Consider the following 22642-nt stretch of genomic DNA (forward strand, 5'->3'; position numbering starts at 1 on the left):
TGACCTACTAGTTAATATATAAATTATCGATTATTATACTTAAAATCAAGTGTTATTTAATAAAATTAGTTTTTTCTTATAAACACATACAAAAAGCACCTACTAATATAGTTTTAGTAGGCGCTCTTAAATCAAACGGACATTCCATAATGACCGCTTAACCTTCTTAGGAGTAGAGTATCTAAATTTTACTTTAGATAATTAGGTAAATTTTTATGAGTATGGGTTATTGATTGGAATGGGCTTTCCTATCAACAATTTATATAATAAAGCCTGTGACTTAAAAATAATATAAAGAAACATAAAATGAAACTTAACACAATAAAAAAGTGATCACGCTTTCCATATAGGAAAATATAATCACGATACATCATCTTTTTAAGAGTAGAAAACATGAATAAGATTGATGACTTATCCACAATTATAACATTAAAAATGATAAAAACAATAAAAAAATTGTAATCATTTTCTAATTTTGACACGATAAATTAATCTTCAAAAATCATTGGTTCATCTAAATGAGGTAAATTAGTTTTCAATCCTAGTTTTTGCAACGCCCGATTTTCTAACTCAGGTTTAAACGAATGCCATGGAACAGTCAGTTTTGCATTGACCGCAGCTGCAATTTTCAATAAATCGGTCTCCGTTGCATGCCCACTAGCTCCCATTAATTGTAGTGGAATATTACGAACTGTTAAATAGTTCTCTAAAATTGCATAACGACCGTCATAATCTCCTAACGGTTCGCCATTCATATGCAAATAAACAAAATTATTCATTTTATTCAAATCATTTAAATCATTGAATGAATTTTGAACAACATATTTATTCGGTTCTTGTTCAATTTCTGACCAAGATACATCAACAGCAATTTCATGCACATGTTTAGCCGTTTGATTTTTTAGAATCGTCGCGAACTCATGGTTCCAAACTAATTCACGTCCCATTTTGCGTGCTATCATTTGTAAACTAAACAGACGTTCAATATTACGTTGATATGGGTTGATAACAACTAACTCATTCGTCTGTTGTAGGACTTTTTCAAAATCCAATAATAAACTTGCTTCAGTTTCGCGATGTTGACTTTTGTTTTCAAAACTAAATTCAGTACCTTCAATGAAAAAAAGATCGGGCTGATTGTCATGTAGTATTTTTGTCCAATAATCAACACGTTCAGAATGAGGACCATCATAGCGCACATCTCCACTATGTACAAATTCATGAAAGCCATCCTGAATGCGGAACATATACGCACCAGTTATATCATGATCCGATAAATAGGCTGTTACAGTCAACTCACCTACTTGCACAGGTTTTTCTGGGAATATAGGCTTCAAATTAGCTTTAGTTGCTGGTTCACTATTTAAAGATTGCAACGTTAAATACAATTGAATAGCCTCTGGGCTCATGTACACATCAACTGTGTCAGCCAAGTATTGTAAAGCGCCCATATGATCAATATGCAAATGTGAAATAAAAATAGCGTTATGCGTAAAATGCCCTTTTACCTCACTTAAGAAAAATTCAGGTATATTTGGTAATTTTCTTTCAGTTAATAAGCTCTGCGTATCATCATTGGTCGGTCCAAAAGTAGTCCCAAAATCCATAACCACGCGGCTATCTTCACGTTCAAAGGCTACGATGTTTCCCCCAATAGTGTCTAACCCTTGTAGTACACGAACAATCGTTTGCATTACTTATTATCCTTTATAATTTTAGTTGTTTGCTTATCTAACTTATTTAATGCATTATCTGGCTTGGTATCTTTGGTTAGCATACTGTCAATTGATTCTAGCATGTCGGTACGATACTCTTGATAACCAACAAATGAGGTGTCTGCAAAAGCTCCCGGCAATGAATCAGTAGCTGCTTTTGCAAGTGGATTCTTATCTAAGTAATTCTTGTAATCTTCTGACTTAACAGCCTTCTTTGTTACAGGAATATACCCAGTATCTTCTGCCCATTGTTCAGTCTGCTTATCTGAAATTAAGAACTTCATAAAAGCAAATGCGCCATCACTTTGCTTCTTATCAGCTTGTGATGTCAAAACAAGGTTATTACCAGCTAACATTGAGCGTTGCTTACCTTGATACTCTGGCATAACTGCTGTTCCCCAATGTAGATTATCGGGTGCTGCCTTCTTTGTTGCTGTGATACCGGCTGAAGATAACATGTAAACCGCTGTTTTACCATTTACAAAACTAGTTGTCCCATAAATATCGGCACCAGCTGTCTTAGCAGTACCATCCTTAACCATTGACATCAAATCATTCATAGCCTTCTTTGATTGTTTTGAAGCAACATTTACTTTACCAGACGGCGTGATTACTTGCTTACCTGCCGCTTTAGTCATTGCTTGCCATTCAGCATCGAATGATTGGTCATATCCCACAGCAGCAATCTTATGTGGCTTTAATGTTTCACCCATTTTTTTCACGTCATCCCATGTTTTGGGAACTGATAGATTATATTTATCTAAAATATCTTTGTTATATGCCATCACACGTAATGAAGAAGAAAATGGCATTGAATAGTAGTGACCCTGATATTTTGATTGCTCCAAGAAACCGGGATAAATATTATTTAATTCTTCCTTTGACAACCCTTGCTTACTCTTTATTTGTGAATCAACATCTTGGACAATACCATTTTTCTCATAATCTGGTACTTGTGTATATGTCGTTTGTGCCATAGTAGGTAAAGTTTTTGACTTTGCTCCGGCCATAATTTTTTGATTCAATGTTTTATAGTCACCCTGTGCAGTCCCAACAACCTTGTACTTTGATTGTGACTTATTAAATTCATTAATTTGCTTCTGTAATGCTTTTTGATAAGGACCTGACATTGCGTGCCAGAAGGTAATTTTCACCGGCTTACTTGCCGCATCAACAGTCATAGGTAAAGCTGATGCTACACCTCCTGCTGTTAACAATGCTAGTGCTGAAGTTGCGATTGTCTTTGTCCACATCTTAGTCATAAGATTCTCCCTTGTCTCTACTTCCTAGTCCTACTACCACCATTTCAAATACACTGTCCTATAAAAACCTAAAAGATTAATTTTTGAGCAGTTTACTACGATAATTAAAAATATCGCAGTAAACTACCCACAAATAAATGTGAGTAATTATATAACTAGCCTTTTAAGCCACCATTAGCCACGCCAGCAATTACGTATTTATTCAAAAACAAATAAAGAATAACCATTGGCAAAATAACAAATGTTGATGCCGCCATCAATTCTGGGTAGCTAATACCAGACTCACTAGAAAATGCTTGCAATCCGACTGGTAACGTCCGCATTGATTCTGTGTTAGTTGCGATTAATGGCCACATAAATGCATTCCATGATCCGATAATCTGCAATAATCCAATCGTTGTGATAGCCGACTTAGCATTAGGTACCAAAATCCGCCACAAAAACTTCCAGTCACTAGCGCCGTCTATCTTGGCAGCGTAATAAAGTTGATCTGGTACACTCATAAAACTCTGTCGTAATGTAAACACGGCAAAGAAACTAGCTAACCATGGAATAATTAATGCACCATACGTATTAATTAATTTCATTTGTGATAAAGTAACAAAATTAGGAATAATTAGCATTTCTGCCGGGACCATCATCGTAGCAAGCAAAATACTAAAAATAATCTTTTTACCACTAAAATTCAATTTTGCAAACGCAAACGATGCTAAAATTGCCGTAAATAACTGTCCAAAAGTTGTGACAACCGATACCAAAACTGAATTTATCAAATATGTTGTAAATGGAGCTGCCTGCCAAGCAGCAACCCAATTATGCCATTGTAATTTTGCAGGCAACCAGGTAGGCGGTGTCTGCAATGATTCAAATCCAGTTTTGAAGGAAGTTGAAATCATCCAGAAAAACGGTAACAACATCGTTACTGCCCCAATTGTTAAGACGATGTAGATTGCTATCTTTTTTATTCGCATCTGCCCACACTTTCCTAATAATGTACGTGGCGGCGACTCCACCAAGTTTGAAGCATTGTTACAACTAAAATCATAATAAATAGGATGACACCACTGGCTGCCGCAATACCATAACGATTTTGTTCATAAAACATTCGATATAGATAATAAACAACTGTCATAGCTGAATTTCCTGGTCCCGGTTGCCCCCCAAATAATGAGAATATTTCATCAAACACTTTGAAGGAACCAATAACTGCGTTGACTGTCACTAAAAAAGTCATTGGTGAAATCATTGGTAAAGTAATATTTTTAAATCTTTCCCATCCATTCGCACCATCGATAGTGGCAGCATCATACAAATGTTGATCAACATTACTTAATCCAACCAAGAAAAGTAAAATATTAAATCCTAATCCTTTCCAAATCGCCAGAATAACTAATCCTGCCATCGCATAATGAGGATCATTCAACCAATCAATTGGCTGAATGCCAATAAAGCCAAGTAAGTAGTTAAGTAATCCTGCATCTTTGTTATAAATCCAGCGCCACACCATAGAAATGGCGACGATACTTGTTACAAATGGCAAAAAGTACACAGTCCGAAAGAAACCTGCCAAAAATTTAATCCGATATAGTAGTGAAGCAATAACTAATGACAATGCAACTTCAATTGGAACAACCCCAACTACAAAAACTAATGTATGCCATACGGCGTCATGGAAATTTTGATCTTCCCAAAGAAATTTAAAATTATCCCACCCGAGCGCGTTAACCTTATTGGTAAAAAAATTATAATCAGTATAAAAACTCATCACAAAACTTTTAATGATAGGGTATAAATTAAAAATACCAATAATAATTAACATCGGAAGCAAGTACAACAACGCTTTTAAATTGTCACGCCAAGTTGGTTTGACGTTATTCATCATAATGTCTGCACCTCCTTATTAAGGCGTTTTCCTTGTTCATTAAATATATGTACACCACTCATATCCAAACTTACCATCCCTACCTGTCCGGGATTCAGCTGCACATCGTTTGTCGCAATTAATTCATGCCCGTTCAACAGCAAACGTACTTGATATTCCCGACCAAAAAGTTGGGCCTCTTTAACCATCACTTTGATCTGTGGCTGTTGTCCATTAGCAGCAACTAATGCCTCAGCACGAATACCGATACTTGTTGCTGTATCTGGAAATACAAACACATTTTCTAGTTCATTTACAGAAATTTCATTAATTACTGGGTCACCAATAAAACGACTAACAAAACGGTTAGCTGGTGTCTCATAAAGGGACTGTGGTGTTGAGATTTGTTGGATAAACCCATCATTCAATAGCATAATATGATCAGCAACATGCATTGCCTCGCTTTGATCATGGGTTACAAAAACTGTGGTCACGCCTGTTTCTTGTTGAATACGGCGAATTTCTTCACGCATTTCAACACGTAATCGTGCATCTAAATTTGATAATGGTTCATCTAATAACAGAACAGACGGATTTTTAGCCAATGCTCTAGCAATTGCTACTCGTTGTTGCTGACCGCCAGACAAACCGCTAGGGAATTTATCCAACTGATCATCTACACGCACTAACGTAGCTAATTCACGTGCTTTGGTTAAACGCTGTTTCTTATCTACTTTTGCCATTTTCATTGGAAAAGCAATATTATCAATAACCGACATGTGGGGATACAATGCATAGTTTTGAAATACCATACCAACACCACGTTGTAAGGCTGTTTTTTTAGTTACTTCATCTTCACCAAAATAAATTTTCCCTGAAGTTGCTTGTAGTAATCCGGAAATCAAATTTAAAATAGTTGATTTCCCACCACCACTAGGGCCCAACAAAGCAATTAATTCACCATCAGGTAATTTAAAATCAATATCATGTAGTACTTCATTCCCTCGATTATAAGTTAACGACACGTGCTCAAAACGTACATCCACTATTCTTTACCCATCACTTTCTAAAAAATTCGAACATTAATCTCTTAAACGTAACTTGAAATTAGTATATCAAACTAAAAGCATAAAATAAACGCTTTTCTCCTCACGATAGTTCGTGTTTAGGCGTAAATAATTGATATTACAGGATTAAACGCACCTATTTAAATAGTAAAAGGCAAAGATTAAGGCAAATAAAAAATCCTGAAAGTCAGCATAGACTTTCAGGATTTTAATTTCCTTTTTTTGCTAAAATTACTTTCAACATTTCAGGGTAGACACCACCATTTTGGTTTCTTTTTATCAACAACGCTTTAATCGCCTGTTTGAGGTAATAATCATTTGCGTCATTAACCGCCCGCCATGTGGCTAAGCCCCCCATAGATTTAATAACAATATGTCCAACATCAGCATAAACATTTTGTCGATCTTCAATGCAATAATCATATGCTATTACATCTCTATCTTCATATTGTTTAATAACTGTTAACATACTGATTCTCACTTTTTTTAGGCTATTTCTTAAAGCAACTAACCAATTATATCGTATATCAAGAGATTTACCAAAATATATGAAAAAATGAGCAAGTAATCTTATTAATCAGAAACTAGTTCCTTTGCCAAGTAGAAGCAACCGTAAATTCCGGCATTATCACCATTACCAACTGAAACAATGTAATCATCCAAATCAGGAACAGCAAGATAATCGTGTAATTGCTCAGCAAATGACTTACGTACCATTGGTAACAAAACTTCACGGTGAGGAACACCACCACCGAATACGATACGTTCTGGACGCAAAGTTGCGGTATATGTCAAAGCAGCTTGTGCAAGGTAATACGCTTCAATCTCCCATGCCAAGTGATCATCAGGTAATTCTTTAGCTGAAACTCCCCAACGTTCTTCCATAGCTGGACCAGCAGCTAATCCTTCTAAACAACGATCATGATGGAATGGGCATAGACCTTCATAAGTATCCTTCTCGTGCTTGGCCATTACGATGTGACCAGCTTCTGGATGAGAATAACCACCCACAAATTGACCATTAGCAATAATACCTGCACCGACACCTGTACCAACAGTCAAGTAAACAACATTTTCGACATCTGATGCTGCACCTGAAACATATTCAGCCCAACCAGCAGCATTAACATCAGTTGTCCAGTAATATGGAATATCACGCCATGCCTTCATAGCACCCAAGAAATCATAGCCTGACCATCCTCGCTTAGGAGTGTCTAAAACATAACCATAGGTAGCACTATCTGGTTTAACATCAATTGGTCCGAATGATGCAATTCCAATTGCAGCAATATCTTCATATTGATCAAAAAATTCTTGCACTTTTTTTACAGTTGCCGCACCATCTTCTGTTGGAAAGCTTTCACGAGCAACCACTTTTTCAGGATCTTCAATTGGGGCAACAGCCACCACAAACTTTGTTCCACCTGCTTCAATTGCACCTAACAATGACATTTTGGGAATCCCCCTATTAATTAAATTATTTATTTTTTTATTCATAACGTATTGTAGTGTAAATCTATAACAATTGCAAACGTTTACAGAAAAGATTGCTAATTTAAGTGGAAACGCTTACGCATTTTTCTTATAATATCAACATTTCTAACAAGTATTTTATTACACAAAAAAAACGCCTATCTTGCGCGTTTAGATAGGCGTTTTATATAGTATGGACGTCTCATTACTCCACAACATTTTGAATATGTTCCCATTATAACGTATTCTCTATAGAAATGGTGAATTAGTTTTTTATTAAACGACGATACATCCATACTGTTAGAAGATAATAGATTAGGTACAATCCTAAGATGCCAACTAATGATGGACCGAAACCAAGATAAATATTTTTTTCACCTGCCATTAATGGTGCAAACATTTTCAACCCAAAAATAACATCGAAAATACCAATAATCATCGGAATACCAAATAGAATTCCTAAATCAGTTGCGATTGTCCGAGTAATCTGCGCATCACTCGTACCAATCATCGTCAGAATACGATAACGTTGTTTATCATCTGCAACACCTGACAACGTTTTAAACATTAATGTCGCTGCTAACATTGCTAGGAATCCAATACCTAAGAAGACCCCCATGAATTCAACACCACCAAAAATACCTTTGGTTTGTTGATAGCCTGCATAAGATCCTGTAGCAAATTCGATATCTGACTTAGTTACTTTCTTTTCAACACTAGCATTATGTGCCAGTGCTTTTTCGTTAGCCAACATGTCAGATACTTTAACCATTTTTATTGATTGTAGCTCACCATTTGCTGGCATCTGAGCTTGACTAGGTGTAACGATAACTTTAGCACCATAGCTTTGGTTAAGAAGCTGATTAGCAATCCCTTCTAACGTGTAGTCAGATCCAGGTGTCTTACGGATATAATCACCAGTTAACCATTTTGTATGCATTGAAGCCCCATCAGTTGAAGGCACCCGTGCTGGTAATTTATTTGCATTAAATTCAGCACCATTAAAGTAAATAGTATTACCACTTTTTACATAATGATATGTTTGTTGCCAAGTCACATCCTTTAAATTATCAGTATTAACTTGGTTTGTATCATAAACTGCCGTAACTGGATAATTTGATTCAGCTAACTTGGGTAACATGCGATAGTAACCTTGTCCAACAGACATAGCTCCTAACGCCAATGCGAACATAATCGCAATAGATGATAACATTCGTTGGTAGTCTGGCAAACGGAACGACAACTGACCATTAATAAATGAGCGCAATCCTCGCATACTAAATGATGATTGACGTACCCAATTTGTTATCATTTTTAGAGTACGACTAATAAACCAATATGTTCCCCATACATTAAGAACTAAAATAACAACAAATCCGGCCATACCCAATGTCGCTATTTTGGGCATTAAAATATAACTACCAATTAATAATGCTAGTCCAATTAAACCAAATAACAAGTCTACCTTTTGATGTACTTTAGGTTGATTTACTTGCTTATTAGCTAATAATAAGGCTAAGGTATCTTGTTTACTTAAACGGCGTTTATTGTATAAACCATTCAACAAGAACAATACCGTAAAGAATATTAATGTGATAACTATTGACTTAACTGAAATAGATTGCCAATGAGTTAGTTCAACACCTAATAATTTAATCAAATAACTACTACTCAATGACGTTAACGCAAATCCAAAAATGATACCAATAACAGTTGCAATAACTCCGATACTTAATGTTTCACGTAATAGCAGTGAACCAATTTGTTTTTTACTAGCTCCCAGCATCGACATCAATCCATAGTCTGACTGACGTAAACGAAGTAAAAACGCATTCGCAAAATTCAAATATACAAAAGTGATAATTCCTAGTAGTATCTCACCAATAACGAATATTATTGATATCTGGGATACAAATGAATTTGATTCCAAAAATGCTTTATTGCTAGCCATCGCACTAAACATATAGAAAATAGCTGCCGAAATAATTAAACCAACAAATAAAACAATGTAGTCACGCCACTTTGATCGTAGTGATTTTAAAGCAATTCCAAACATATGCCCCTCCTCCTACTAATTAAAGTTTCCTAATTCAGACAAAACTTGTTGATAAAAGACTTCACGTGGTTGGTTATCTCGATTAATCGTTTTAGTAATCTGTCCATCAGTCAAAAATAGAATACGTGATGCAAATGAAGCTGAGAAAGCATCATGGGTTACCATAATGATAGAAATACCCTCATTAGCATTAATAGTTGTTAAATAATTCATCATTTCTCGAGCATTCTCAGAATCCAATGCACCAGTTGGTTCATCCCCAAAAATAAGAGCTGGATTATGTACCAATGCACGGGCCGCACCAACACGTTGTTGTTGTCCTCCTGATAATTCACTCGGATATTTATTTAAATATTCTTCAATATGCAACATTTGTGCAACCTTTTTAACGGCTTGCTTAATTTTCTTAGCACCCGCTTTTTGCAAGGTTAATGGTAAACTAATATTCTCTTGCACTGTTAAACTATCAATCAAATTATAGTTTTGAAAAATAAAACCCATATCCTGGCCACGGAATTTTGAAACTTCCTTATCAGACAGTTGCCAAATATCCTTACCATTAATTGTGACAGTTCCCGAGGTTGGTGCCATTAATGTTGATAAAATATTTAGTAACGTTGACTTACCTGATCCCGATGGACCCATAATTGCAACGAATTCACCTTTATCTACTGAAAATGACAAATCGTGTAAAACATCTTGTTGTACACCTGCTGCACTTAAATAACTTTTATTCAATTGATTAGCAATCAATAATGATTCAGTCATAGTTTTTCTCCCGATATTTTTAATTTATTTCATTTATGTTACAAGCAATACTATACACAATCTAATATTAGATTGTCAAATCATTTATTGTTTTTTGTTCAAAAAAAAAGCTATTCATTACAATCAATGCTTGAATAGCTAATTTATCAACTTTTAAACTTCCGGTAACTTCAAATCTTTTGCATCAACCAAATGTAATTTATTGATAAAAATATACTTCATCAAAAATGCTAAAGCAATTGGTACAACAAAGAAAGCAATCATAACACGAATACCAAGATGACCACCACTTGATTCATTTAACGCCGTAATTGGTCCTATAAAGCCAGACATCCCAAATCCTGCTGAAAATGGTGTTCCCGCCATCTTAAATAGACTTGTGACACCACCAGAAATTGCTGAAGCGATAATTACAGGAATAAACAACTTTGGTTTCGATAACATGTTAGCCATTTGGATTTTAGGTGATCCCATAAAATGAGCAATGAATAACCCCCATGAATTTTCTTTCATGCCCATAATAGCCAACACCAATGATGCCGTAACAATACCAGCATTAGCTGCACCAGCACCAATACCAGCCAATCCTATTGCCGTAGCAATACCTACTGATGATAATGGCGAAACAATTAAAATTGCAAATAAAGCGCCTAATAAAATACCCATGATAAGCGGTGCAGTTGTTGTAGCTGCTTCCACAACTTTACCGATAGCATTTTGAATAAATACCATAACTGGTAGTGTTAGCAAGCCTAAGCCACCACCAACTACCAAAACAGCTAATGGCTCAAATACTGCTCGTAATTGACCAAGTACCTTATGAAAAAATACTGTTACCAAACTTGCCATTAACGTTGTCAGCATAATATTTAAAATGATCCCCGAACCACTAATTATAAATTGACCATTATGATTTGTAACAACGCCTGAAGCAATGAATGTCGCTAATCCCATCGAAGCACTTTCAATCGTACCAAATTTCAACAAATAACCCACAGCAAACGCAGCAATCAATGGTAGTGCACTTTGAGCCAAAGTCACCATCATATTCAATGTCTTGACAATTTCTATTTGTGGCATGACAGCCAATAACTGACTAATCAATGCCGCCGGGATTAACGCTACAATAATCGCACTTGCGTTACCATTTAAAATAGCTAGCCCAAATTCTTTTTTACTTAATTTATCCATATACATGCCACCTTTTCTAGCACCCATTAAAAAATATTTACCCTACGTACCCGTTACCAATTTAAGTAATAATAAAAAGGACCGGGTATTTTATAATAAATACCCGGTCCCTAATAAAATGCAATTTAATCAATCAATTAAACTGTTAATTATTTGGTCTCGGATATTTTTTATCCGAAACCTAGCAAAAATGCTTTTGGTTATTTCGGATAATCACCTAAAAAACCAAAAGTAATACTTCGTTCCAGTTGTTAACGTCATATTATTCATCATTCTTGCTCCTTTACTTAATTGATAATATTAATTCTAATATATTTTTCATTTTTGTCAACATATTTTAATTTAAAAAAGCGCCGTATATCTACGACGCTTCGTACATTAACAACTGTACTTAGTAGTATAAGGTAACTACCACGGGGAATACATATAGTATATCGATAATTTATTAAATATGCGAATAATTTGATTTTAATTTTTCTATAATAAAAAAACCGCCTTGCGTATCCGCAATGCGATTTGGTGTGGATGACGACCCACAAAATATTTTTGATTGTGAAAGCGTTGATGTTGATATAGAGTCGTCTCATCACCCTCTTACTGCTCGAATCAAATTCTAATTATCATACTCATTTTTTCTGAAGGAGAAGAGTTTTCAGCAAGTTTTTGAGATCAATTGATAATTCGAACAGTAAGAGTGAAATGCGACTAACCAACTTTAACGGACCCCATTCCATTAAATGTTTCATAATCTCGTGATTCGTATACGTTCCCCCGTATCTTTAGCACATATATTATGTGTAAGCGTTTCCAAAAAATTTGTAAACCCTTTTTTTAGAAAAGTTTCATTTTTTTGTATGAATGCTATAAATTATATGTATGCATAATTACATTTTATTAAATAAATATTAACAAAAAAGGAAGTGCTGGCATTAAAATACCAACACTTCCTTTAAATTATTAGTTATTGCTTCTATTTTGCATACTCAATGGCACGCGATTCACGAATAACCGTTACTTTAATGTGCCCTGGATAATCTAAATCATTTTCAATCTGATTACGAATATCACGAGCCAACACAGTTGCCTCAATATCAGAAACAGCTGCTGGTTCTACAATAACACGAACTTCTCGACCTGCTTGAATAGCATACGACTTTTCAACACCATTGAAATCATTTGCGATAGCTTCAAGCTGTTGCAAACGTTGAACATAGTTCTCCAAAGATTCTGAACGTGCTCCTGGGCGTGCGGCTGAAATAGAATCAGCTGCAGCAACCAAAACAGCAATTACAGACTCGGGTTCAACATCACCATGATGTGAAGCAATCGAATTAATCACGACGGACCGTTCTTTGTATTTAGTTGTCAATTCGACACCCAATTCTACGTGCGAACCGTCTACTTCATGATCAATAGCCTTACCAATATCGTGTAACAATCCTGCGCGCTTGGCAAGCGTAACGTCCTCCCCTAACTCAGCTGCCAACAAGCCAGTTAGTTTTGCGACTTCTATTGAATGAACAAGAACATTTTGTCCATAACTTGTACGATAATTCATCCGACCAACCGTTTTAACTAGGTCAGGATGCATATTATGAATACCTAAATCAAAGACAGTCTGTTCACCAACCTCACGAATATGCTCATCCATCTCTTTACGAGACTTCTCAACCATTTCTTCGATACGTGCCGGATGAATACGACCATCTGCAATCAACTTCTCTAAGGTATTCTTAGCAATTTCACGACGAACTGGATCGAAACCACTCAATACAACTGCTTCTGGTGTATCATCGATAATCAAATCAATACCAGTTACCGTCTCAAGAGCACGAATATTACGGCCTTCACGACCAATAATACGACCCTTCATATCATCGTTTGGAAGCGTAACAACTGAAACAGTAGATTCAGCAACCATATCAGCAGCAGAACGTTGAATAGCACTAACAACTAGGTTCTTAGCACGCTTATCTGCCTCTGCACTGGCCTGTTCTTCGCTATCCTTAATCATCACGGCACGTTCAGCAACTAATGCCTCCTCCGTCTCAGATAAGATTTGTTGACGCGCATCTTCACGAGATAAATTAGCTACTTCGACAAGCTTTTCTTCTCGTTCAGTAACTAATTCTTCAGCACGCTTTTGCTTATCATTAACACTTTGTCGTTGATGATCCAATTTTGTTTCTTTGTTCGAAATAACTTCCTCACGTTTTTGCAACGAAGCATCTTTTCGATCCAAAACAGACTCACGACTTACCAATCGATCTTCTTGTGATTTTACAGCAGAACGGCGTTCTTGTAATTCACCTTCAATACGTTGTTGGTAACGTTGGCTTTCGTCTCGCGCTTCTACTAGAGCATTTTTCTTTAATTGCTCAGCATCTGTAGCAGCTTGACTCGTGATGTCTGTAGCGGTTTGATGTGAAACAGTTAATGTGTGATTAATTTTTGTCTTAGCCACCTGATAACCTAACACACCACCAATTACGATTGCGACAAGCAACAACAGGATGATCATATATATGTTCATCTTGTTTCTCCTGTCTAGAGAGTTGACGTTTATGTCAAATCAATAGTGTTTTTTTGCGCTTAATAACACATAACTAATTTTAGGCTTTTACGTACCATAAGTCAATGCAACTGGCGGTCACTGCTAAACAATAAAATAGCGCCACATCAACATTTGCATGATGATATGACGCTATTTCAAATTAACTATTTACTTTATGCTTCTTATTTCTTATCTGGACTCTTAAAATATAACTCATTATGCAACGAATAATGACTGCAACAATTGGTGATATATACAACCATGGTGAAATAAATATACCTAATCCAGCTGCTAACAATAGCAAAATAATAACTGGTAGACTAGACCAACGTAGCATCTTTTTATCTATCTGAATTAGTCGATCAGCAGTTGCCCAAAACCTCTTTAAATCAGCAATTTCTTTAACATGGATATCAGCATTTAAATCTGGTCGATTTACAGCAACCGTAATTACATCCTTATTTTCAGGCAAATTATCTTGGTTAGTAACAAACATGGTATTTTCTTGTGCTAACCATTTATCTACTTGTGATTGTTTTTCAACAGGCGCTAAATCAGAAGAAACTTCAGTCAATGAAGGCATTAGCTTAGCCAATGGTGCGGTCGCCCCAAAAGTATCACCGGAAGCTAATTTTGCTGATAAATGACGTTTTACAAAAAAGTCATTCAAAGAAATCAATGACTTACTTAAGGTATCACCAAACGTAATAACGCCAATTACTTGCAAATTATCCACAACATAACTTACCGAATTTCCTAGGTTTTTATAAGTTGTTAATGCTTCTTCATCTATAACATAACCTTCTGCCAAAGTTTCAGCAGCCGATAATACAGCAAAACGTTCATTGAAGACAACTCCTCTTACTCCGGCACCAGGTACGATTTCTGGTTCCGATGCTGTCGATGGAAAAATTGTATGGTCCTCAGCGTATTGCACAATAGCTTGTGATAACCCAGAAGTAGGTTCTAATGACAAGATACCAGTTGCCAATCCCAAAATATCAAAATCACTATAACGATCGTCTAACGATAAAATCGAGTGTATAGTGATATGGTTGTCCGTCAAGATACCTCTTTTTTCGGTTACAATAGTTGATACTTTATGCAGTTTTTCAATAACACGCACGTCTTTAAAGTTGATACCCTGTGTTGGTAAATCTTCCAAACTTTTTTCACGATGCCAACCAGCCCAAAGCGCTGGCCAATTTGCATCAGCAATTACTAACACTGATATCATGATTGTTAATCCATATATCCAGCTAGCAGTTATCCCAAAGAACAATAATGCATAAACTGCTAAAAATACAGTTGCTATATTTAAACGACGAGCCGTCTTTTTCATTGGCTCATTAACAATAATTGACAAGGTTTCTTTTTGCAAGAGACCTAATGATGTCATCATTAGAGCCATCCCCAAGAATAACACAGGCAACGTCATTGTCTGCATTGTATGATCATGCAAATTAATTAAGTAAATCCATAGAACTACCAAATACCAAATAGTTTGACCAAGAATTGGTAACCATAATGTCACAATTTTCATTTGCTTATTTTGATATAAAGCTTGTTTGATCATGCGATCGTCCAAATACACAATCATTACTGCCCCTAAACCAAATAATGCCATCATTAAATGACTAATATGCGCTGTCACTACTGGCGACATTTTCAATAACGTTGGTAAAAAAATAGCAGCTAACAATGCCAAAACAAACATGACAATTGCGTATTGGTAATATCGAATTTTACGTACCGGCATATATTACACCCCTCGCATATTTATAAAATGTTTTTGATACAAAAATAACCGTGCCCAAGGACACGGTTATTTTAAAAAAGGAGATGGAGGGATTCGAACCCTCGCGCCGGTTTCCCGACCTGACGGTTTTCAAGACCGTTCCCTTCAGCCAGACTTGGGTACATCTCCATTAATTGCGGGTGTAGGATTTGAACCTACGACCTTCGGGTTATGGGCCCGACGAGCTACCAGACTGCTCCAACCCGCTATAATATTAAAATAAAACATTTAATAATGTTTAAGGAGATAGGGGGATTCGAACCCTCGCGCCGGTTTCCCGACCTGACGGTTTTCAAGACCGTTCCCTTCAGCCAGACTTGGGTATATCTCCATGTATGCAATTGAATTAACACAACCACAAAGAATATCTTACCTTTTTAAGCCAAACATGTCAACACTTTTATACAAGTAACCCATAAATTAATTACTTGCCACAATTATTTTGTCTCATAAATAAAAATAAAGCCAATTTTTATTTACAAAGATATCCTAATTCGGTACTATGATACCACAATAAATACTAGATAAAAAATATTTTGTTAGATAATAACGAAACAAAATCGTTTTTATATCACTTTTTGGAGGAGCACATGCTAGGATTAATTGGTTTAGTAATTATTATATTAGGAATCTTAATTACAATACTAGGTAGTACCGCCCCACTTATTCGTTTATATTTCGGTGACAAAAGCGTCATTACACAAATTCTTTGGGGTGGCGCGTTATTTATCATTGGTGCCCTTATCCTAATTTATAACGCCGTCAATATGTAATAAAATTGAAGAAGTAATACTTTCTAATAAACAACCCCTTAGCATAACTAATACTAAGGGGTTGTTTATTAAAGTGCGAACGAAGGGAATCGAACCCTCACGGTATTTCTACCACAGGATCCTTAGTCCTGCGCGTCTGCCAGTTCCGCCACATTCGCTTTGTTGTTAACACATTGATAATGTTAGCAAATATTAATAGTACATGCAACCGTACACTTAACAGCATTTTTAAACAAAGTAAGAGCCTTGTAATTTCACAAAAATACAAGGCTCTTATTTTAAATAATTACTATTTCGGTGCAATCATTGACAAGCCAATGCGTTGTCTCTTCTTATCAATTTCAGTAACCCAAACTGTCACAATATCGCCTACAGCGACTACAGCATGCGGATTTTTAACGTGTGCTTTCGAAAGTTTTGAAATATGCACTAGTCCATCTTCATGAACACCAATATCCACAAAAGCGCCAAAGTCTACGACATTACGTACAGTTCCCTGTAGCTGCATACCAACTTGCAAATCATCTAGTGTCAATACATCAGATCGCAACGTCGCCATTGGCGCGTCATCACGTAAATCACGGCCAGGTGTAATTAGTGAATTAATAATATCATGCAATGTCGGATAACCAATATTGATTTTTTGAGCAAATGTCGGCGTATCTAATTGATGCAATCTTTCAGCTGATTGCTCACCTAAGCTTTCAATCCCTACTTCATGACATATTTGTTCAGCAATTTTATATGACTCAGGATGAATATCAGTATTATCAAATACATTTTTTCCACCTGGAATTCGCAAAAATCCTGCTGCTTGCTCAAATGCTTTTGGGCCTAATTTAGCAACTTTTTTTAGTTCAGTTCTAGCGTTAAAGCGCCCGTTTTCATTACGATACAACACAATATTATTAGCCGTTGTACTTGTTAAACCTGCAATATGTGTCAACAATTGTGGTGAAGCTGTATTTAAATTAACCCCAACTTGGTTAACCGCTGTTTCTAAAACATGATCTAATTCCAAAGACAATTCTTTAGTTGGTAAATCGTGCTGATATTGTCCAACCCCCACGGCTTGTGGATCTATCTTAATTAGTTCTGCCATCGGATCTTGTAAACGACGAGCAATTGAAATAGCTGATCGTTGTTCAACTGGCAAATCTGGGAATTCAGCACGGGCAATGTCACTAGCTGAATAAACTGATGCACCAGCTTCATTAACAACGGCATACCGTAAATCGGGTAAATCATTCTTTATAATCTCAACAATAAATTGTTGGGATTCACGTGATGCAGTTCCATTACCAATTGCCACCAGAGACACACCATATTTCTTAACTAATTTGATAATTGTATCTCGAGCACCCTTAGGATCGTATTTTTGTGCTTTATGTGGATAAATAACAGCCTTGTCTAAAAATTGTCCAGCTTTATTAACTACAGCCAATTTTGAGCCGGTACGAATACCCGGATCAAATCCCAATACGACCTGTCCTCGTAGTGGTGCTGCCATTAATAAATGATACAAATTAGTACCAAACACCTTAATTGCATCTCCACTTGCCTGAGCAAATAATTCTTTACGAATTTCACGTGTAATTGCTGGCTTAATAAATCTTCTATAAGCATCAATAGCCGCTTCATTTAAAACATCAGCAGCACTACCGGTCTTAGTTCCTACCAAACGAAATTTAAAATACCGATCAATGGCTGCCTCATCCACAGTGATATTACCTGATAAAACACCTTCACTCTCACCACGATTAATGGCTAAAATTTGGTGATTTTGTACCTTCTTTAAAGGCATATCAAACTCATAATATAATTCAAAAACACCTTGTTCATCTTTTTCATCAGCACCACGCTTTAACTTAGACGTAAGATGACCATTCTTATACGTAAATTGACGTACCCAATCACGTAACCCAGCATTCTCACCAATAACTTCAGCAAAAATTTCGTGTACGCCCGCAAAAACATCATCAATATTATTTAATTCTTTTTGTGGGTTAACATATTTTTCTGCTTCAGACTTCAAGTCAGTATTTGGAAAAGTTTGAATTAATTGCGCAAATGGCATCAATCCAGCTTCTTTAGCAATGGTTGCCTTAGTCTGACGCTTTTTCTTATAAGGCAAATAAATATCTTCAATCTTCTGTAAAGAATCAGCCGTCACAATCGCCTTTTGTAATGATGAAGTCATCATTTTTTGTTCATCAATTGCTTTATAAACTGTTTGTTTACGGCTTTGAAGCTCCGTTAAATGCTTAGTAGCCGTTTGAATATCACGAATTTGGACTTCGTCTAAATTACCAGTTGCTTCTTTACGATAACGTGCAATAAACGGTACGGTATTACCATCATCTAACAAATCCGTAACTGCTTTCACTTTTTTAGTAGGTAATGATAATTGTTCACCTACTTTTTGTGGCACATTAATTGCCAGTATGTCACTAATTTTGTCTAAACCTGTCATTTTATTTTGTTCCCATAGTAAAAATACGTTTAACTTGTGCAAAAAACTTATCTAAATACATGTCTTGATCTTGTTCTGATTGTCTAAATGCTGATAAATCAACCTGTTTGTTTTCAGTATCTAAAGAATCAGCCATTTTCTTAGTTGCAGATGTATATGTTGCAAACAACTGTTGCATGTTCTTATGTGCACCGATAAAACGTACAGGAGCTGCAATATGTGCTAATTTTTCCGTAACGTCTTGATAAACTTCAACTGTATTTTCAAATTCTGTTGCAATTTCTACAAATTCATCATTTGATAATTCTGAAAGTTTATCTGCCTTCAATGCATCATCTAATTTTTCAAAAAATGGCGCAACATGATTGCCTGCTTCTTCGATAGATTCAATTTGTTCACCTAGTAGCATGCTGTATTGTTGAACCGTAATAAATTTTTTCTTAGCCATTTTTCACTCCTATAATAACAAAAAGACTAGGAAAATTTCCCAGCCTTAATCGTTTCAATTTAATTAATTGTATGATTTAAAATTTCCTATTATTAAATTATACAATAATTATTATTAATTTAATGTATCAATTAATGCGTACTTACCATCACGACGCTTGTAGACAACGGCTGGTAAATCAGTCGCAGCATCTTGGAAAATGAAGAACTCGTGACCTAATAGCTCCATTTGAAGAACAGCTTCTTCAACGTCCATTGGCTTTAAGTCAACATGCTTTGTACGCACAATCTTCAAACCATCTTCTGGTTCATCTTCAGTCACTTCTGGTTCAACCATGAAATCAGTATTCTCTAATCCCTTGTAGCCCTTTTCACGAGACTTACGGTTAACCTTAGTCTTATACTTACGGATTTGACGTTCTAATTTCTCAGAAACAAAATCAACAGTTTGGTACATATCTTCTTGTGTATCTTCTGCACGCAACAACAAATATGGTAATTGAATGGTTACTTCTGTCTTAAAAGTACCTTCTTTGTATGAACGTACATTAACACGAGCAATATAACTAGCTTCTGTGTTCAAGTAGCGCTCTAAGCGTGAAATACGCTTCTCGATGTACTCTGACATTGCATCAGTGATTTCAATGTTCTCACCACGTACCTTAAATTCTAGCATAATTCTGTCTCCTGTCTGACTAAATTGGCAAGATATCAATCCCCAAACTTTATATCTTACCCTACCAAGGGTTTAAATTTGTATCCCTTCGGTAGTTATATTGTAACACATTAATAACAAAAAAAGAAAGCGTTATCATTTATTTGATATCGTTACCTTGATAAGGTTATCGAGACCACCTTCCGGGCGCCAGCCTCCAATAAACACTGTGTTGCATGCCTTAAAGTTCGTCCAGTTGTATAGACATCATCCACTAAACAAATGCTTTGTCCTTTTATATCATTCTGTCCAACAGCTAGCTTAAACGGTTGTTCCGTGTTTAAACGTTCCTGACGACTTTTGTGTGATTGTTTCTTTTTAATAGAATAACGACATTCTAACAATTCTGCAAATGTTACGCCTTCTAACCAGCCAATAACTTGATTAAATCCTCGTTGTTCATAAGTTTTTTTAGATACTGGTATAGGAACAATTTGATCAACATTAATTGTTGCCAATCTTTGTTTTAAAGTATCATTGAAGACATTTCGTAAATGATACCCGCCTTCGAATTTATAACATTTAAAATAAGCCCTCATTTTAGCATTATATTTAAATAATGCTTGATTACGTATTGGTGGGTAGCCTTGCCGCAACCATTTTAAACAGTCATTACAATATTCATTATTTGTTTCTATCTGACACTCTGCACATCCGGCTACAGCATCAATCATTTCAAATTCAGACCAACATTCAGAGCAAATCATTTTTTGTTTAATTGTTTCTAAACCAAATAACATCGTTAAATGCCACGATTGCTTTATATTTAACTGGCATAATTCACATATCATATTTTTTACCTAGTACATTTAGATAATTAATTTCTGCAATAGCAATGTTTAACTGCTTTGTCTTTTCACGTACATATGCTGTAACCGTTCCTGTCGGTCGTTCAATACTTCGCCCACAACGACCAGCAATTTGAATAATCGTTGGCGCTGTAAAAATTTTCTCATCTCCTCCTAAAATTAAAACATCAATTCCTTTAAAAGTAACACCACGTTCCAATATAGTTGTTGTTACTAAGCCATCAATTTTTTCATCACGCATAAGTTGAACTTTTTCTAATCTTTTTTCGTCAGCTGCATACGTTCCTAATACATTAATATCAACTTTTCTTAACTTTGATACAATCATTTCAACATCAGTTACCTCGGGTACAAATAATAAAAATTTTATTTGTAATTTTTTTAACCGTCGCACATGCCTAATTATTTTAGATGGTAACTTAAGACGCCAATTATAAATAAATTTAATAGTTATATTAGGCAGTGCATAACCATGAAATCGTTTGGGTAATGTTGAGAATGCTATCTCATTTTTTTGTACTAATCTTTTAAGTTGCTGATTTAAGGTGGCTGTTAAATAAAAGCAAATGCCGGTTTTCTTCAACGCTTGCTTTGTTACATGTTCTAATACCTCGTTACCAGCATATGGAAACGCATCAGCTTCATCTAAAACAATGACATCAAATGCTTCTTTAAATCCCATTAATTGATGTGTTGTAGCAATCACTAATTGCGTATACTTATATTCATCCTTGCTACCACCATACAATGTCACAAATGGAATGTTAAAAGCAGCTTGTATACGTTTCTGTAGTTCAATCACAACATCAATACGAGGTGCAACAACTGCAATTCTCATGTTATCTATAATTGCTTGCGTCAACATTGGAAATAACATTTCCGTTTTACCCGCTCCGGTTACTGCATATGTTAAATGTGATGTCTTAGTACTCAGAGCTGTAAGCTGTTGATCAGAAATCGTTTGTTGCAATTTTGTCAATTTTCCTTCCCAAATACATGGGTTTTCATTGTTCTTAAAATTATTTGGTTCTTCCATAGTTACTAAATAATTGTTTGATGTGATTCGGCCCATTTTTGCACAAATCCAGCAATAACTCATATTATTAGGCAACTGCCACTTCTTTAAAATTTTACTTTGACATCGTCCACAACGTTTTTCTAAAATAGCCGGTACAACTTTTACATTTACTGGTAATTGCTGAATATCCTCTTTCTCACAGACAATATATCGTCCATATAATAGCGTTTCTTCATAAAACATCATTGGTGTACCTCCACTTTATAAAGACGCTAATCCCCTTTTTTGTGCACAAAAAAAGACTCACATTTTACTGTAAGTCTTCTAAATTTGCATCGCGACGTCCTATCCTCGCAGGAGGCGATCCTCCAACTACTTTTGGCGCTACTGAGCTTAACTACTGTGTTCGGTATGGGAACAGGTGTGACCTCAGTGCCATCATCACGACACGTTTTATTCAATTGAGTGAACTTAGTTCCCTCAAAACTGAATCATAATTGCAATTCTTACCTTACACCACTTGCTACTTGGTTAAGTCCTCGAACCATTAGTACTAGTCCGCTCCATACGTCACCGTACTGCCACTTCTAGCCTATCTACCTTATCATCTATAAGGGGTCTTACTTCATTACTGAATGGGAAATCTCATCTCGAGGCGAGTT

The 22642-nt window shown here is 35.8% G+C and carries 18 protein-coding genes, 4 tRNA genes and 2 rRNA genes; 1 reads left to right on the forward strand and 23 read right to left on the reverse strand.

From position 1 onward, the window contains the following. Positions 1-488: 488 nt before the first annotated feature. From GA0061074_RS05915 to GA0061074_RS05985, 15 genes are all read right to left on the reverse strand, one after another. A complete protein-coding gene (locus GA0061074_RS05915; protein WP_092462818.1) occupies positions 489-1694 on the reverse strand; it encodes an MBL fold metallo-hydrolase in 1206 nt (401 codons plus the stop codon). Then, positions 1694-2977, reverse strand: coding sequence for an ABC transporter substrate-binding protein (locus GA0061074_RS05920; RefSeq protein ID WP_240005863.1), 1284 nt, complete (start codon positions 2975-2977; stop codon positions 1694-1696). The genes GA0061074_RS05915 and GA0061074_RS05920 overlap by 1 nt, the downstream gene beginning before the upstream one ends. A 155-nt stretch (positions 2978-3132) precedes the next feature. Next, complete coding sequence (locus GA0061074_RS05925; protein ID WP_092462820.1) at positions 3133-3948, reverse strand: carbohydrate ABC transporter permease; 816 nt, start codon at positions 3946-3948, stop codon at positions 3133-3135. A gap of 14 nt (positions 3949-3962) precedes the next feature. After that, positions 3963-4856 (reverse strand): carbohydrate ABC transporter permease, encoded by an 894-nt coding sequence (locus GA0061074_RS05930; protein WP_167550170.1) that lies wholly within the window; start codon positions 4854-4856, stop codon positions 3963-3965. Beyond that, positions 4856-5863, reverse strand: coding sequence for an ABC transporter ATP-binding protein (locus GA0061074_RS05935; RefSeq protein WP_371851053.1), 1008 nt, complete (start codon positions 5861-5863; stop codon positions 4856-4858). The genes GA0061074_RS05930 and GA0061074_RS05935 overlap by 1 nt, the downstream gene beginning before the upstream one ends. 250 nt (positions 5864-6113) lie before the next feature. Continuing rightward, positions 6114-6374 carry a hypothetical protein gene (locus GA0061074_RS05940; protein ID WP_092462826.1) on the reverse strand — a complete coding sequence of 87 codons (261 nt, stop codon included), beginning with the start codon at positions 6372-6374 and terminating at the stop codon, positions 6114-6116. Positions 6375-6478: 104 nt separating this feature from the next. Then, positions 6479-7357: an ROK family protein gene (locus tag GA0061074_RS05945; protein ID WP_092462828.1), complete on the reverse strand. Its 879-nt coding sequence runs from the start codon at positions 7355-7357 to the stop codon at positions 6479-6481. A 286-nt stretch (positions 7358-7643) separates the two neighbouring features. Beyond that, positions 7644-9434, reverse strand: coding sequence for an ABC transporter permease (locus GA0061074_RS05950; protein WP_092462830.1), 1791 nt, complete (start codon positions 9432-9434; stop codon positions 7644-7646). A gap of 15 nt (positions 9435-9449) precedes the next feature. After that, complete coding sequence (locus GA0061074_RS05955; RefSeq protein ID WP_092462832.1) at positions 9450-10202, reverse strand: ABC transporter ATP-binding protein; 753 nt, start codon at positions 10200-10202, stop codon at positions 9450-9452. A 153-nt stretch (positions 10203-10355) separates the two neighbouring features. After that, positions 10356-11393 (reverse strand): PTS sugar transporter subunit IIC, encoded by a 1038-nt coding sequence (locus tag GA0061074_RS05960; protein WP_307722221.1) that lies wholly within the window; start codon positions 11391-11393, stop codon positions 10356-10358. Between the two features lie 970 nt (positions 11394-12363). Continuing rightward, positions 12364-13926 (reverse strand): ribonuclease Y, encoded by a 1563-nt coding sequence (rny, locus tag GA0061074_RS05965; RefSeq protein ID WP_092462834.1) that lies wholly within the window; start codon positions 13924-13926, stop codon positions 12364-12366. 181 nt (positions 13927-14107) lie between these two features. Continuing rightward, complete coding sequence (locus GA0061074_RS05970) at positions 14108-15706, reverse strand: hypothetical protein (RefSeq protein WP_092462836.1); 1599 nt, start codon at positions 15704-15706, stop codon at positions 14108-14110. Between the two features lie 78 nt (positions 15707-15784). Continuing rightward, a tRNA-Ser gene (locus GA0061074_RS05975) sits at positions 15785-15874 on the reverse strand. A 5-nt stretch (positions 15875-15879) separates the two neighbouring features. Then, a tRNA-Met gene (locus tag GA0061074_RS05980) sits at positions 15880-15953 on the reverse strand. A 33-nt stretch (positions 15954-15986) separates the two neighbouring features. Next, positions 15987-16076: transfer RNA gene (locus tag GA0061074_RS05985), tRNA-Ser, on the reverse strand. 259 nt (positions 16077-16335) lie between these two features. Between GA0061074_RS05985 and GA0061074_RS05990 the strand changes: the two genes are divergently transcribed. Continuing rightward, on the forward strand, positions 16336-16518 hold the full coding sequence (locus tag GA0061074_RS05990) for a hypothetical protein (protein WP_092462838.1): 183 nt from the start codon (positions 16336-16338) through the stop codon (positions 16516-16518). A gap of 74 nt (positions 16519-16592) precedes the next feature. Here GA0061074_RS05990 and GA0061074_RS05995 read toward each other — a convergent pair. From GA0061074_RS05995 to GA0061074_RS06030, 8 genes are all read right to left on the reverse strand, one after another. Next, a tRNA-Leu gene (locus tag GA0061074_RS05995) sits at positions 16593-16676 on the reverse strand. A 131-nt stretch (positions 16677-16807) separates the two neighbouring features. Continuing rightward, positions 16808-18991 carry a Tex family protein gene (locus GA0061074_RS06000; RefSeq protein WP_092462840.1) on the reverse strand — a complete coding sequence of 728 codons (2184 nt, stop codon included), beginning with the start codon at positions 18989-18991 and terminating at the stop codon, positions 16808-16810. Position 18992: 1 nt separating this feature from the next. Further along, positions 18993-19439: a hypothetical protein gene (locus tag GA0061074_RS06005; RefSeq protein ID WP_092462841.1), complete on the reverse strand. Its 447-nt coding sequence runs from the start codon at positions 19437-19439 to the stop codon at positions 18993-18995. A gap of 114 nt (positions 19440-19553) precedes the next feature. Beyond that, positions 19554-20114 (reverse strand): ribosome hibernation-promoting factor, HPF/YfiA family, encoded by a 561-nt coding sequence (gene hpf, locus GA0061074_RS06010; RefSeq protein ID WP_092462843.1) that lies wholly within the window; start codon positions 20112-20114, stop codon positions 19554-19556. Between the two features lie 152 nt (positions 20115-20266). Then, complete coding sequence (locus tag GA0061074_RS06015; RefSeq protein WP_159426659.1) at positions 20267-20893, reverse strand: ComF family protein; 627 nt, start codon at positions 20891-20893, stop codon at positions 20267-20269. 40 nt (positions 20894-20933) lie between these two features. Then, positions 20934-22226 (reverse strand): DEAD/DEAH box helicase, encoded by a 1293-nt coding sequence (locus GA0061074_RS06020; protein ID WP_240005862.1) that lies wholly within the window; start codon positions 22224-22226, stop codon positions 20934-20936. Positions 22227-22312: 86 nt separating this feature from the next. After that, positions 22313-22429: ribosomal RNA gene (gene rrf, locus GA0061074_RS06025) — 5S ribosomal RNA — on the reverse strand. A 78-nt stretch (positions 22430-22507) separates the two neighbouring features. After that, positions 22508-22642, reverse strand: a 23S ribosomal RNA gene (locus tag GA0061074_RS06030); the annotation flags it as partial.

The sequence above is a fragment of the Weissella bombi genome, from assembly GCF_900094835.1.
Taxonomy (GTDB): domain Bacteria; phylum Bacillota; class Bacilli; order Lactobacillales; family Lactobacillaceae; genus Weissella; species Weissella bombi.